Below are 13,856 nucleotides of genomic sequence, written 5' to 3'. Positions count from 1 at the left end.
CTTGTCGGGGGTCGCGCCTCCCCTACGCGTCTTTCTCGAAGACCAGGTCGATTTTGCGTATACGGGCGTTGCTGTCGACTTCGGTGATGATGGAGCCGACGTGGCGGTAGCCGCGCGCCGCGTAATCATCGATGATCTCGCGGTGTTCCGAGATGCCGAATCCAACCATGATTACTTCACGCTTCTTGTAGTCGACGCTCACGTACTCGTACTCCCTCACGGCGCACCCCTTTCGGTCGACTCGCCTCGGGGCATATCTTAGAGCCTGCTGCGCTAAGCCGCAAGGACGCGCAAAAGACAGGCAACGTGCGCGCTCCGCCGACCTGTTTGCTGTACAATTGCAACGTTTTGCCGTGGGGGCAATATCGTACAAGACTTTTTCGGAGGGGTGTGGCATGGCCGAGGCCAACCAACCAAACAGAGGCGGAGCGACGAGCGGGGCCGTGCGGGGGAGTAGAGCGGCCGAGCTCGGATCAGACGTCGCCAAGCGCGAGCGGTTCGGCTCGCGTCTGGGCTTCATCCTGATATCCGCGGGATGCGCCATCGGCCTGGGCAACGTATGGCGCTTTCCCTATATCACGGGCGAGTACGGCGGCGCGGCGTTCGTGCTCATGTACCTCGTGTTCCTCGTCATCCTGGGCCTTCCCGTCATGGTCATGGAGTTCGCCGTGGGCCGTGCCAGCCAGAAGAGCTCGGCGGTGGCGTTCGACACGCTGCAGCCTTCGCGGAAGTGGCACTGGTTCTCATGGTGGGGCTACATCGGGTGCATGGTGCTCATGATGTTCTACACCACGGTGGGCGGCTGGATGCTGTCGTTCGTGGTGAAGATGGGCACGGGCGCGTTCAACGGCCTGGACAGCGCGGGCGTCGGCGCCGTGTTCAACGACATGCTGGCGAACCCCACCGAGCTGGTCGGCTGGATGCTCGTGGTCATCGTGCTGGGCTTCCTCGTGTGCAGCCTGGGCTTGCAGAAGGGCGTCGAGCGCATCACGAAGGTGATGATGATCTGCCTCTTGGGCATCATGGCGGTGCTCGTGGTGCGTGCGGCCACGCTGCCGGGCGGTCTCGAGGGCCTCAAGTTCTACCTTATCCCCGACTTCGGCAAGCTGTTCGCCGGCACCACGACCGCCGAACAATGGGCAACGTTCGGCGACGCGGTGTACGCGGCTATGGGCCAAGCGTTCTTCACGCTGTCGCTGGGCATCTCGGCCATGGAGATCTTCGGCAGCTACATCGGCAAGGAGCGCTCGCTCACCGGCGAGGCGCTGCGCATCTGCGGCCTCGACACTGCCGTGGCACTCGTGGCGGGCCTCATCATCTTCCCCGCGTGCTTCGCGTTCGCCGTGCAGCCCGACAGCGGCCCGGGGCTCGTGTTCGTCACGCTGCCCAGTGTGTTCAACCAGATGCCGATGGGGCAGCTGTGGGGCGCGCTGTTCTTCGTGTTCATGAGCTTTGCCGCGCTGTCCACCATCATCGCGGTGTTCGAGAATCTCATCAGCTGGTCGATGGACAAGTGGGGTTGGACGCGCAAGACCGCCGTCGCGCGCACGGCCATCATCGTGACGGTGCTCAGCCTGCCGTGCGCCCTCGGGTTCAACGTGCTGGCTGGCGTGCAGATTCCGGCTATCGGCGACATCCAGTCCATCGAGGACTTCATCGTGTCGAACAACCTGCTGCCGCTGGGCAGTCTGTTCTACGTGCTGTTCTGCGTGACGAAGGGCGGCTGGGGCTGGGATAACTTCCTGGCCGAGGCCGACACCGGCAAGGGCATCCGCTTCCCGCGCTGGTCGAAGCTGTGGCTGAAGTTCGGCATACCCGCGCTCATCTTGGTGATCTTCGTGATGGGCTACGTGCCGAAGATCACCGTGTGGCTGGGGATGGCGTAGGTCGAGACGACGGTTTTTGCACAGTAATCACCGGATTATTGCATCGGGGCCTTTCGGAGCGCTCTTTTTTCGGAAGCAGAGCAACAGCGACATGGGGAAATGTTCGCAAGTCTTCACGGGCGGGATGCGAAGAGCGAATTGCCAGTGTCGAAGATGCAATAATCGGTGAAAAGCGTGCAGATTGGCGTGCGCGTCGGGCTCAAGGCAGCATCGTCGCCGCAATCTCGGTGGGCACGGTCGGCGCAACCGGGCCTATCGGTTGCTCGCGGCTTGGCCGGCCAAGGTTTCCAGGAGCTGCTGCATCTTCGCGATGACGGGCAGGTCGCCCAGGCCATAGCGGGCGGCAAGCTCCTTCATCTGGGGGAACGCGATCTGCGTGCGGCCCGCCTCGTCTTCCCAGATGGAGATGCGCAGGGGAAGCTCGATCGCTATGCGCTGGTCGGCTTGCATGAGCGCGGTGCCAACTTGGGGCGAGCCGAACACCACGACCGTGGTGGGTCGCAGGTCGAGGCCCGCTCCTTCGGCGTTCTGCGCGTGGTCGAACGTGGCGAACACGGGGATGGACCGCGCCGCCAGCTCGTCTGTGAGGCGGCGGACCGTCTCGTCTACGGGCAGGCTCCCTACGGTCAGGTGCAGGTTGCGAGATTCCGGTTGGCCCATGGAAACTCCTTCGATGGCTGCGGTTGGAGGCGCGGTTGCGGCGGCGGCAGTTGCGTCGGTCGCAGCTGCCTCGGCGATCGCGCGGCGGTGCAGCTCCACCATAGCGCGCTCCTGCGCGCTTGCGCCCGGTTAGCGCAGTTTGTCCGGAAACGGTTGCCTGGGCACCGTGGGCGCCGGGCTCGAGAGCCTTATAATGCGTGATGGTTGTTGGACGGGCGCTCAGCGCCCGAGGACGAGGGAGTTCGAGATCATGGCCGAGGCGATGGCGGGAAAGCGACGGTTCTCCATTCTGGGCGATTCCATCAGCACGTTCGAGGGATGCAACCCGACGGGCTTCCGCGTGTTCTACGAGGGCGAGCGCTGCGCTGCCACGGGCGTGCGCGAGGCGCGCGACACGTGGTGGGCGCAGGTGGTCGACGCGCTGGGCGGCGAGCTTCTGGCGAACGGGTCGTTCTCGGGCAGCATGGTGGAGGGCGCGGGCTTCCCGGCCGGCGACAGCGCGGAGCGCGTCGCGGCCCTCGCGCGCGACGGGCAGGCCCCCGATGCGGTCCTCGTGTTCATGGGCATCAACGACTACGGCTGGGGCGGCGCCGACGCGCAGGCGGCCGGACGGGGCAACGCGCTGCCGGCCTGCCTGGACGTCGACGCGCTCGGCGAGCAGCGCGAGCCCGGTCTGGCCGCCTCCGATGCGGTCGAGCGGTTCGGAGCTGCGTACGGGTCGATGCTCGCGCGCCTGCGCACGGCCTACCCGCAGGCCGAGGTGTGGTGCTGCACGCTCTGCCCCGGTCGCGTGGTCGGCCGCGACGGCTCCACGTTCGCCTACCGCCTGCGCGGCGTGCCCTTCGACGCATACAACGACGCCATCCGCGCCGCCGCCCGCGCACACGGCTGCCGCGTGGCCGATGTGCGCGCACTCGGTCGCGACTACGAGGCCTTGGACGGCACGCATCCCACGGCACGGGGCATGCGCCAATTCGCAGGGTTGATGTTGCGCGCGATGGAGGCTGCGGACAACGCCGCGGGCTCGGCGCTGGGCGGCAGCTCGGCGTTGGGCGTCGTCGCGCTCCCCGGCGTCGCCGCGCTGCGCGCCGCCGCCCACGACGCCCCGCCCTCGGCCGAGCGCTGCTCGGAGCCTTCCTGCATAGGCTGCCCCCATGCCGCCTCCACCGGCGGCAAGTGGCTGCTTGTCTGCGAACGGGGGATATGAGGGCGCTTGCCCTGCGGAGCGCTTCACAGGGCGGATCAGCAGTCTCTCGGCGGTATTCCTCTGCCGCTTAGGCGTTGTTTGGAATTGCCGCCCACCCTCCTTGACATCGCCCCGCGTCGTACTAAAATCTCGTTTTAGCACTCGAAGGCTTGGACTGCTAGCACACAGGGCAGTCCGACCGCTTGACGAAGGAACGTACCCGAAAGGAAGCGACGCCGCCATGCGCAAGTTCAAAACAGAGAGCAAGAAGCTGCTCGACCTCATGATCAACTCCATCTACACGAACCGCGAGATATTCCTGCGCGAGCTCGTCTCGAACGCGTCGGACGCGGTGGACAAGCTCTACTTCAAGAGCCTCACCGACAAGTCCATCGAGCTCTCCAAGGACGAGCTTGCCATCCAGGTGAGCTTCGACAAGGACGCCCGCACCGTCACCGTGAGCGACAGCGGCATCGGCATGACGAAGGACGAGCTCGACCGCAACCTGGGCACCATCGCGCACTCGGACTCCATGGCGTTCAAGATGGAGAACGACGAGGTGCAGGGCGACGACGTGGACATCATAGGCCAGTTCGGCGTGGGCTTCTACTCCTCGTTCATGGTGGGCAAGAGCGTGCGCGTGGTGTCGAAGGCCTACGGCAGCGACGAGGCCTGGGCCTGGGAGAGCGACGGCGTGGAGGGCTACACCATCGAGCCGGCCGAGCGCGCCGAGCACGGCACCGACGTCATCATCACGCTCAAGGACAACACCGACGAGGACTCCTACGACGGCTACCTGTCCGAGTACGGCCTAAAAGACCTGGTCAAGCGCTACAGCAACTACGTGCGCTACCCCATCCGCATGGAGGTGACGAAGTCGCGCGAGCTGCCCAAGCCCGAAGATGCCGGCGACGACTACGTGCCGCAGTTCGAGAACTACCAGGAGCTCGACACGGTGAACTCCATGATCCCCATCTGGAAGCGCCGCAAGTCCGAGGTCGACCAGGAGGAGTACAACGAGTTCTACAAGACCGACTTCCACGACTTCGCCGACCCGGCCCGCACCATCTCCGTGCACGCGGAGGGCGCGCTGTCCTACGACGCGCTGCTGTTCGTGCCGAGCCGCGCGCCGTTCGACCTGTACAGCCGCGACTACCAGAAGGGCCTCGCGCTCTACAGCTCCAACGTGCTTATCATGGAGAAGTGCGAGGAGCTGCTGCCCGACTACTACAACTTCGTGCACGGCGTGGTGGACAGCCAGGACCTGCAGCTGAACATCAGCCGCGAGACGCTGCAGCACAACAGCCAGCTGCGCGCCATCGCCAAGAAGATCGAGAAGAAGATCACGTCGGACCTCGAGGACATGCGCGACAACGACCGCGAAGGCTACGAGGCGTTCTTCGAGAACTTCGGCCGCGGTCTGAAGTACGGCATCTACGCCAGCTACGGCTCGCAGAAGGACACGCTGGCCGACTTGCTGCTGTACTACTCCGCGAAGCAGGACAAGCTGGTCACGCTGGCCGAGTACTTCGAGGCCATGCCCGAGGACCAGCCGGCCATCTACTACGCCGCCGGCGATTCGGTAGAGCGCCTGAACAAGATGCCCATCGTGAAGACGGTGCTGGGCAAGGGGTACGACGTGCTGCTGTGCACGCAGGACGTGGACGAGTTCTGCTTCACCGCCATGCGCGACTACGGTGCGAACGAGGACGGCGAGGGCGCGAAGGAGCTCAAGAACGTGGCGTCCGGCGACCTCGACTTCGCCACCGAGGATGAGAAGAAGGAAGCCGAAGAGGCCACGAAGGAGAACGAGGACCTGTTCAAGGCGCTGAAGGACGCGCTCGGCAACGAGGTGACGAAGGTGGCCGTGTCCGCGCGCCTCACCGACGCGCCTGCGTGCGTGACCACCGAGGGCCCCGTGTCGCTGGAGATGGAGCGCGTGCTGTCGAAGGGCCCCGAGGGCCCCGACGGCGTGAAGTCGCAGCGCGTGCTGGAGCTGAATGCCAAGCACCCGGTGTTCGACACGCTGAAGGCCGCCCACGAGGCCGGTGACGCCGACAAGGTGCGCCTCTACGCCGACCTGCTGTACAACCAGGCGCTGCTGGTTGAGGGCATGCCCATCGACGATCCGGTCGCTTTCGCCCAGAACGTCGCGAAGCTGATGTAATCAGGTTCCGACGGCCTGCCGGCCGCCGGAACGACTCGACGCTGCGAAGCCCCCTGGCACCCGATCTTGCCGCGATCCCGGAGGTTCGCGTACCGAAGTACGCTTCACCTCCGCGATCCCGCCAATCTCGGGCACCAGGGGGCTTCTCGCTGACTTACTACGCCAACCTGCACGGCCATTTTCGCGCCTCCGGCGCGAAGGGGCGCCCTGCGGGCGCCCCGGCTGCGGACGCTCCGGCTCCTACCTGCGAGCTCCTTCTCGCGCTGGCGCATGAGCGTGTGGCCGCTGCGCGCCCGCACGGGCAACCTGCGCGGCAGTTATGCGCCCTCCGGGCGCATGGGCGGGCAGCTGCGCTTCCCGCCCATGCCACCTGCACGGTTGTTCTCGCGCTGGCGCGCGAGGGGCGCGGCTCCTGCGGAGCGCACCCGTATTCGCGCTCCGCGCGAACGGATGTTTCACGTGAAACATCCGAGGGAAGGCGCGCCTCGCCCTCCTTTGTTATCGACTTGTTTCCCGTTCTCGCACGTGCCGCGCGCTACTGTGCGGAAAGCGCTATCATCGGCGCATGACGAAGCCGAGCGCTAGGAGGACCCATGGCAGATGTGATTTTCAAACGGGCGAGCGTGCGAAGGTTCACGGACGATCCGATGACCGATGACGAGGTACGCGCCCTGCTGCGCGCGGGCATGGCAGCACCTTCGGGTGGCAACCAGCAGCCGTGGGAGTTCTATGTGGCCCGCGACCGGGCCACGTTGCAGCTGCTGTCCGAGGCCAGCCCCTATGCGAAACCGGCGGCCGGCGCTGCTTGCGCCATCGTGCCGTGCATGCGCACGGAGGGCCTGCGCTTTCCCGAGATCGCCGTGCAGGACATGAGCGCCTGCGTGGAGAACATCCTGCTGGAGGCCGTCGACCTTGGCTTCGGCGCCGTGTGGATGGGCATCGCGCCTGAGCCGGAGCGCATGGCCGCCGTGTCCGAGATCGTGGGTGCGCCGGCGGGGCTGGAGCCGTTTGCCGTCATCGCGTTGGGCTATCCGGAGTCCGAGCCACGCGCCAAGGGCAAGGACCGCTATGCCGAGGACCGTGTGCACTGGTTGAGCTAAACGAGGCGGCGTAGGCAGGCGAAGGCATGTGCCGTGCGTGCCGTGGATGCCATGTCCTGCGGAGGCGGCATCGATGATGAAACTTTGCAAATTTCGAAAATTTTCTTTCAGAATTTGCGAAATCCACTATCCCGCCCGCACGGCTCCTTGGTCGCAGCGGTTGCCCCAGGAGTCGATGAGCTGCTCGTCGCGGTAGACGCAGATGATCTCGCAGTGGTTCGCGCACTTGGCGCACTCGATCTCGCGCGTCTTGAACGCGAAGTCTCCTACGGCTTGGAAGTCGAACGCCTCGCAGTCGGCGGTGCGCGAGGATGCGCCCGCGCCCGTCGACCCCGCGCCGGCCTCCGCCGCACTCGCCTCGGCGGCCAGCAGTGCCACGCCGAACGCGCCCATCAGGTGGCCGTCGGGGTCCACGAGCACGTCCATCCCCAGCATATCCTCGAACGCGCGCACCACGCCCACGTTCTTGCTCACGCCGCCCTGGAACACCACGGGCGCGACGATCTTCTTGCCCTTGCCCACGTTGTTCAGGTAGTTCGACGCCACCGCGCGGCAGAGCCCCGCGATAATGTCCTCGCGCGCGTAGCCCACCTGTATCTTGTGCACCAGGTCGCTCTCGGCGAACACGGTGCAGCGCGCCGCGATGTTGGCCGGCCGCTTCGATGCCAGCGCGATCTCCCCGAACTCCTCCACCTCCACGCCCAGCCGCGCCGCCTGGCTCGACAGGAACGCGCCCGTGCCGGCCGCGCACAGCGTGTTCATGGCGTAGTCCACGGCTATGCCGTTCTCCACGCAGATGATCTTCGAGTCCTGCCCGCCTATCTCCAGGATGGTGCGCACGTCCGGATGCAGGTACGTCGTGCCCACGGCGTGCGCGGTGATCTCGTTCTTCACCACGGCCGCGCCCAGCATGGCCCCCACGAGGCGCCGTGCGCTTCCGGTGGTGCCCACGGCGCGCACGCGCATGGTCGCATGGTCGATCTGCGCGCCCAGGTCGGCCACCACCCGCCGCGCCGCATCCGTCGGGTTGCCCTCCGTCCACAGGTACGACCGCGCCACGATGGCGCGGTCGGCGTCCACGATGACGCCCTTCGTGGAGATGGACCCTATGTCTATTCCCAGGAAGCATTCCGCTCGCCCTGGCGGGACGAGCGGAATGCCCGACGCTGCGGTGCCCTCCGGCGCCGAACCTTGCCGCTCCAAGCCCTCCTCACGTGCAGAAGCACGCTTCGCCTGTCTTTCACGGCAATCTTCGGCGCCGGAGGGCACCTCGCCGACGTCGGTGGTCAGGCCAGTTTCTTCCTGCTCCGTCATATCGTCTTCTCCTTCTTCATGGCCAGCATGTCGTAGAACGCCTCGAGCCGGGTGTCCAGCCCGGTGTCGCTGGTCTGCGAGTCGTAGCTCAGGTACAGGATGGGCAGGCCCGTGTCGCGGCTGACCTGCTGCAGCACGGGGATGCAGTCCACCTCCGGCGTGCACCCCGACGACTTCAAGTGCACCACACCGTCGAAGCCCTCCTGCGCGTACCTCAGCGCGGCGGCGATGGTCATGCTGGACGTGGGTCCCATGTCGTAGCGCACGTAGTCGGAAATGCCCGCGCGCAGGTTCCTCTCGTTGTAGCGCAGGTTGCGGTTCGTCATGTTCAGCTGTCGGTGCACCTCCACGCCCAGGTCGAGCAGCTTGCGCTCCAGCCCCAGGTTGGAATGCGGGTCGGCCGCGGTGAAGTACTCGCCCACCACGCCCACGCGCACGGGGCGCGCCGGGCGGCGCACCGGCAGCCCGCGCAGCGACTCCAGCCCGCGGCGCTGCGCCTCGGCGATATCGCGCTCGTTTGCCGCGGCGCGCATCTCGGCGTGGTAGGCGGCCAGCGCCCGGTCGAACGACCCGTGCTCGACCTCGAACCCGGCATGCGCCAGGTAGAAGTCCTGCGCCTCGTCCAGGAACTCGATCATCTTGAACGCGGCCAGCATCCCGCGAACGCCGTGCGGCACCGACAGGTTCGGGTTCACCTTCTTCTTGCACGCTTCGATGTAGTCCGTGAGCGGCTTGCCCGTGACGGTGGCGAAGTTCAGCATCTCGAACTCGTAGCCCATGTCGCGTAGGATGGACTCCTGCAGCTCGCCGTAGTAGCCCAGCCGGCAGGGGCCGGCGAACTGCACGAGCACGTCCGCGCCCAGCTCCAAGGCCTCGATGTAGTCGCCCAGGATGTGCTTGAAGGGGGCGCATACCGAATCGCCGGAGTTGCGGCTGCCCAGCTCCACCGTGCGCTTGGTGGGCTCGGGCAGGGGCAGGTAGTCGGCGTCAAGCACGTGCTCCACGAAGAACTTGAACACGATGTCGTAGTAGCTGTAGCGTAGGAAGGCCACGCGCGTTCGGGCGTGGCGGTCGCGCTTCGGGCGGCGGCGCGGATGAGGCAGCACAAGTCGCGGCGGGCGCTTGCGCTCGAAGAACACGGCGGTGCGGGCGCGCAGCGTGTCGTCCGAGCCGTCCGCCCGGCCGATCTCCAGGGCGCTTCCGGCCTCCGCATCCGGGATTCCCGCAATGCCTGCCGTGCCGTCGCGAAACCTCGCGTCGTCCTCGGTCCCTGCGATTTCCCCGGCCCCTGTCGTGCCGCTGTTCGACCTGCCGCGGTCCCGGGCGCTTCCCTCGAGGTTAGCCATGCACGTAGCCCCCCTTCTTCTGGTAGCGCAGGATGTCCATGAAGCTCTCGATGCGGGTCTCGAGGCCGGCGGTGCCGCTCTGAGCGTCGATGGTGAGATTCAGGATGGGCTTGCCCTGGATGCAGCGCATGATGGCGTCGTCGGTCATGGAGTCGGGCCCGCAGGGGAATGCGCTCACCAGCACGATGCCGTCGATGCGCTCGTGCAGCAGCAGGATAGCGCCGACAAGCTCGCGGTTCACCACCCAGGGCATGGTGTCCGAGAAGTCGAAGCTGGCCTTGAGCGCGCGCCCGTGGTCGGCCTCGTCGGCGTAGAGCACCGTGGCGCCCAGGCGTTCGAGCGCATCCGTCACGCTGCCGCCCAGGTAGGGGTCGTGCGCCAGGTAGGGGTGTGCCACCAGCAGGATGGCCAACGGCCGCCCCGCGCCCTGCGTGGCCTCCAGCGAGGCCAGCAGCCGCTCCTGCGCGCCCGCCGCCGTGCGATCGGCGCGCTCCTGGGCGTGCGATGCCGCCCTCCAGGCCCGCTTCGCTTCGCGCGGGCTGGCGCCGAAGCGCCCGCCCAGCTCGAGGAACGCGTCGCGCAGCGACGAGCGCCCCTCCACTGCGTCTGCCAGGCATGAAGCCACGCGCACGCCGCGGTCGCGGAAGGTGTTCGCCACCAGGTCGGGCAGCGCCTGGAACTTCGTGCAGAACCCTTGGCGCCGCCCCAGGTTGCCCATGCTCGGCACGAAGAGCGCGTCGCAGGAGCCCAGTAGGCTCTCGGCGTGTCCCAGGTAGGCCTTCGACGCCAGGCAGCACTCGTCCACGGACAATGCCTCGCCCGCCTCCATGAGCGCGCGGTCCGTCGGGCGGCTCAGCACCACCTCGCGCCCCAGCTCGCCGAAAAACGTCTCCCACAGCGTGCCGTAGCGGTAGTACAGCAGCGCCCGCGGGACGCCCACGCGCTGCACGTCGGCGCAGTCGCCCTGTTTGAGGATGCCCATGCGGCCCTTTCGCTCGCCCCGATGATGGCTCCATGGTATCGCTTCGCAGCCAGGGGGGTCCGCCGACCCAGGCGTTCGCCACAAACCTTCCAAGCAGCGGGATGCGTCGCGGGCCGGGCAATGCGCAGGGGGCTGCATGCAGCCCCTCTTCGGGCTGGCGGCCGCTATCTGGTGCAGTCGGGCTGCTGTCCCGCGCCACAGCTCTGCAACCGTAAGGTTTCAAAAGAAGTTGAATGAGCTTGGCTGCATGAAAAGGTGACATTTGTCGCTGTAAAGTTCAAGGGATAGGGTAACGAGGAGCGTTTGGGGGCAAAGTCGTTGAATATCAAGCAGATCCGCTACTTTGCCGCGGTCGTCGAGCACGGCAGTCTGTCCGCGGCGGCAAAGGGTCAGTACGTAACCGTGCAGGCGGTGTCGAAGGCCATCGCCGACCTCGAGCGCGAGCTGGGCCAGCGCCTGTTCGTGCGCGAGAGCCGCGGCGTGCATCCCACGCCGTTCGGCAAGGCGTTCTATCAAAAGGCCTTGCCGGTTCTGGATGATTTCGGCGAGCTGGAGGCCTTCGCCAAGCTCTATCACGAGAGCGTCCTTCCCGATGCGCTTCGCCTCGCGCTGTGCTCGCCGGCGTTTTACGGTTACGAGCAGGCTTGCGCGAGCATAGCCTTGTTCGCGAACCGGGGCCTCGGCCTCGATTCGACCGTGATGCTGGAGACCGGCACGCAAGGATTGTTCTCGTTGCGGGCAGGCGACTATGATGCGCTCATCACCATCGGCACGCTTTCGACTCCCGATACCGACTGCATGCCGGTTGGGACGGTCGCACCAGGGGTGGTTATGTCCAAGTCGCATCCCCTGGCCGGTCAGGACGAGGTGAGCTTGGCCGATCTTTCGGACTATCCCATTGCAGTGTCGCAGGAATTCGACAGCTTCAACGAGTCCATCGTCGCGGTGTACCGCAGGCGCAAGGTGGACGCGATGTTCGTGCCGATCATACCGGAGAAGTTCGACGAGCATCTCGAGGTCCATCATGGCGTGTGCCTCATGGTGCATATCCCGGCATTGGGCGAGATGTACCCTGGTACGGTCATCAAGCCTCTGGCCTCCGGCGACGCGGTTGCCATTCCCCTCTGCCTGGTAAGCATGAAAGACCGCAAGTCGCCGGCTTACCTTGCCTTCGAGCGTTGGCTTGCGAGCGAGCTGATCGTGGTCGGAGGGGGAGGGATCGCCTCGTCCCCTCGATGAGGAAGCGTGCGATACGGTGTTCGTATCTCTGCCATGGCAAATCGTAGGGCGACTTGAAAAAATATTTGAAGGGTTTTTCTGATCGGTGGGCGGCAGGGAGGGCCGGGTACAATGGCACGCTGTTACGCTCGTTCTCGGTACGATAGGGTGCGTCGTTGAACATAAAGCAAATCACATACTTGACCGCGGTCGTCGAGCACGGCAGTCTGACCGCGGCGGCGAAAGACCTGTACGTAACCGTGCAGGCGGTGTCGAAGGCCATCGCCGACCTCGAGCGCGAGCTGGGCCAGCGCCTGTTCGTGCGCGAGAGCCGCGGCATGCGTCCCACGCCGTTCTGCCAGGAGTTCGGCAAGAAGGCGCTTGATGTTATCGCCGGGTTCGACAGCTTGGAGGCGTTCGCCCGGTCTTACGGCGAGCGCGGCGGCCTGCCCGATCGACTTCGGCTTGCGCTGAACACGCCGGCCTTTCCCGGCAACGAGATGGTGCGCGAGAACACGGCCTCGTTCACGCGGGCACGTCTCGGTATCGAGGTGACGTACGAGCTTGCCACGGGAGAGGCAGGATTCGAAGGGCTTGCGGACGGCACGTACGATGCCATCGTCACCGTAGGGGCGTTCCGCCATGGCGATGTGGAGTGCTTCCCCGTGGGCACCGTTCCGGCAGGCGTCATGATGGGCTCGCGGCATCCGCTCGCCCAGAAGGACGTCGTCAGCCTGGAAGACCTCGCGCGGTATCCCATGGGCCTTTCAAGCTGGTTCGACGACGCGAACGACACCATCGTCGAGCACTACCGCGAACAGGATGCGCACTTGAATTTCGTCGAGCTGGCGCTTGCGGATGTCGTGCGGTTCCTTAGCGAGGGAGGCATCATCTTCACGACGGGCATTCCCGCGCTCGGCCGCGTTGACCCTTCCCTGACGGTGCGCGTGCTGGCGCCGGAAGACGCCGTGCCCGTGCCCATCTGCCTTGTCTGCCTTAAGGGACGCGGTGCCATGATGCGATCCGTGGTGGAGAAGCTGCGCTTGGGCGACGGCGGGCTTCCGTTCCTGAAGTAGCGCGTCCGAAGGCTCCCTTTAACGACGGGCTGCATCTAAACTCCCAGAACGCAAGCCCGGCCTGGGGACCGCCTCGCAGGACAAGGGCTCTGCCCTACGAGGCGGTCTCGCCGTAAGGCAAGGGCAGAGCCCTTGCCTTACGCTCGACCCGGGACAGACGACGAGGCGAAACTTTCATACCGCACCTTCTCGCTACTTGCGCTTTTTAAGCCCCATCCAGATGAGCGCGGCCAGCGCGGCGCCTGCGAGCGGGGCCGCGATGAATACCCACACCTGCGAAAGCGCGCCGGCATCGCCGGAGACGGCCATCATAAGGGCCGGGCCGAAGCTGCGTGCCGGGTTCACGGACGTGCCCGTAAGCGGAATGCCCATGATGTGCACGAACGCCAGCGTGAGGCCGATGATGATGCCGGCGTAGGGCGCCGTGCGCTCGTCGGCTGTCGAGCCCAGCACGCTGAGCACGAAGATGCAGGTGAGGATCACCTCGACGATAAGGGCTCCCACCAGGGATATTCCCACGGCGGACGCGGCTCCGTAGCCGTCGCAGCCAAGGCCCGTGGCAGCCACGCCTCCCAGGTCGCACATGCTTATGACGAGCGCGAGCACGGCCGCGGCCACGATGCCGCCGACGAACTGCGCGACCCAGTAGCCCACGAGGTCCTTGCCCGACAGGCGCTTGTCCAGGAACAGGCCGAACGATACGGCCGGGTTGATATGGCACCCCGACACGTTGCCGATGACGAACGCCATCGCCACGATGGAAAGGCCGAACGCCATGGCTATGCCGAGCGTGCCTAGCGTCGCGCCTGCCACGGCGGCGCTGCCGCAGCCGAACAGCGTGAGCACGAACGTGCCGAACGCCTCTGCGGCGTACTTTTTCATCGATGATGCTTCCATATTGAGGCTCCCCTTGCTTTCGAT

At 65.9% G+C, this 13,856-nt stretch carries 12 protein-coding genes; 6 read left to right on the top strand and 6 right to left on the bottom strand.

The window, feature by feature from the left end; translation table 11 throughout:
* Positions 1-22: 22 nt before the first annotated feature.
* On the bottom strand, positions 23-220 hold the full coding sequence (locus K9U15_RS00780; protein WP_301155431.1) for a DUF4177 domain-containing protein: 198 nt from the start codon (positions 218-220) through the stop codon (positions 23-25).
* A gap of 175 nt (positions 221-395) precedes the next feature.
* Between K9U15_RS00780 and K9U15_RS00775 the strand changes: the two genes are divergently transcribed.
* Positions 396-1,886: a sodium-dependent transporter gene (locus K9U15_RS00775; protein WP_301155430.1), complete on the top strand. Its 1,491-nt coding sequence runs from the start codon at positions 396-398 to the stop codon at positions 1,884-1,886.
* Between the two features lie 252 nt (positions 1,887-2,138).
* Here K9U15_RS00775 and K9U15_RS00770 read toward each other — a convergent pair whose 3' ends face one another.
* Positions 2,139-2,546: a DUF302 domain-containing protein gene (locus K9U15_RS00770; protein ID WP_197702179.1), complete on the bottom strand. Its 408-nt coding sequence runs from the start codon at positions 2,544-2,546 to the stop codon at positions 2,139-2,141.
* Between the two features lie 250 nt (positions 2,547-2,796).
* Between K9U15_RS00770 and K9U15_RS00765 the strand changes: the two genes are divergently transcribed.
* The 3 genes from K9U15_RS00765 to K9U15_RS00755 all read left to right on the top strand — a co-directional run bounded on the left by K9U15_RS00765 (position 2,797) and on the right by K9U15_RS00755 (position 6,999).
* Positions 2,797-3,753, top strand: coding sequence for an SGNH/GDSL hydrolase family protein (locus K9U15_RS00765; protein ID WP_227115322.1), 957 nt, complete (start codon positions 2,797-2,799; stop codon positions 3,751-3,753).
* Between the two features lie 220 nt (positions 3,754-3,973).
* Positions 3,974-5,899 (top strand): molecular chaperone HtpG, encoded by a 1,926-nt coding sequence (htpG, locus tag K9U15_RS00760; protein ID WP_123673092.1) that lies wholly within the window; start codon positions 3,974-3,976, stop codon positions 5,897-5,899.
* A gap of 593 nt (positions 5,900-6,492) precedes the next feature.
* Positions 6,493-6,999 carry a nitroreductase family protein gene (locus K9U15_RS00755; RefSeq protein WP_096227623.1) on the top strand — a complete coding sequence of 169 codons (507 nt, stop codon included), beginning with the start codon at positions 6,493-6,495 and terminating at the stop codon, positions 6,997-6,999.
* A gap of 126 nt (positions 7,000-7,125) precedes the next feature.
* On the opposite strand, the gene K9U15_RS00750 is transcribed toward K9U15_RS00755, so the two are convergent.
* The 3 genes from K9U15_RS00750 to K9U15_RS00740 are packed head-to-tail and all read right to left on the bottom strand — an operon-like array spanning position 7,126 to position 10,641.
* Positions 7,126-8,313, bottom strand: coding sequence for an acyl-CoA dehydratase activase (locus K9U15_RS00750; RefSeq protein WP_301155429.1), 1,188 nt, complete (start codon positions 8,311-8,313; stop codon positions 7,126-7,128).
* Positions 8,310-9,659, bottom strand: a complete 1,350-nt coding sequence (locus K9U15_RS00745; protein ID WP_241557621.1) for a hypothetical protein — start codon at positions 9,657-9,659, stop codon at positions 8,310-8,312. The genes K9U15_RS00750 and K9U15_RS00745 overlap by 4 nt, the downstream gene beginning before the upstream one ends.
* Positions 9,652-10,641, bottom strand: coding sequence for an acyl-CoA dehydratase activase-related protein (locus K9U15_RS00740; RefSeq protein WP_123673094.1), 990 nt, complete (start codon positions 10,639-10,641; stop codon positions 9,652-9,654). Before K9U15_RS00740 ends, K9U15_RS00745 begins: the two co-directional genes overlap by 8 nt.
* 303 nt (positions 10,642-10,944) lie before the next feature.
* On the opposite strand from K9U15_RS00740, the gene K9U15_RS00735 reads away from it, so the two are divergent.
* Together K9U15_RS00735 and K9U15_RS00730 are read left to right on the top strand one after the other, a co-directional pair.
* Positions 10,945-11,880 (top strand): LysR family transcriptional regulator, encoded by a 936-nt coding sequence (locus tag K9U15_RS00735; protein WP_123673097.1) that lies wholly within the window; start codon positions 10,945-10,947, stop codon positions 11,878-11,880.
* Positions 11,881-12,035: 155 nt separating this feature from the next.
* The gene (locus K9U15_RS00730) at positions 12,036-12,935 is read left to right on the top strand and encodes a LysR family transcriptional regulator (RefSeq protein ID WP_096227627.1); all 900 of its coding nucleotides are present in this window, start codon (positions 12,036-12,038) and stop codon (positions 12,933-12,935) included.
* 192 nt (positions 12,936-13,127) lie between these two features.
* Here the strand turns inward: K9U15_RS00730 and K9U15_RS00725 are convergent, their stop codons facing one another.
* Entirely contained in the window at positions 13,128-13,832 is a 705-nt protein-coding gene (locus K9U15_RS00725; RefSeq protein WP_167380494.1) for an aquaporin, read from the bottom strand.
* Positions 13,833-13,856: the final 24 nt, after the last annotated feature.

This window comes from Gordonibacter sp. RACS_AR68 (assembly GCF_030418485.1).
Classification (GTDB): domain Bacteria; phylum Actinomycetota; class Coriobacteriia; order Coriobacteriales; family Eggerthellaceae; genus Gordonibacter; species Gordonibacter urolithinfaciens.
Note: the sequence above shows the minus strand (reverse complement) of the source record. Positions and strands in the feature narration are given on the sequence as shown.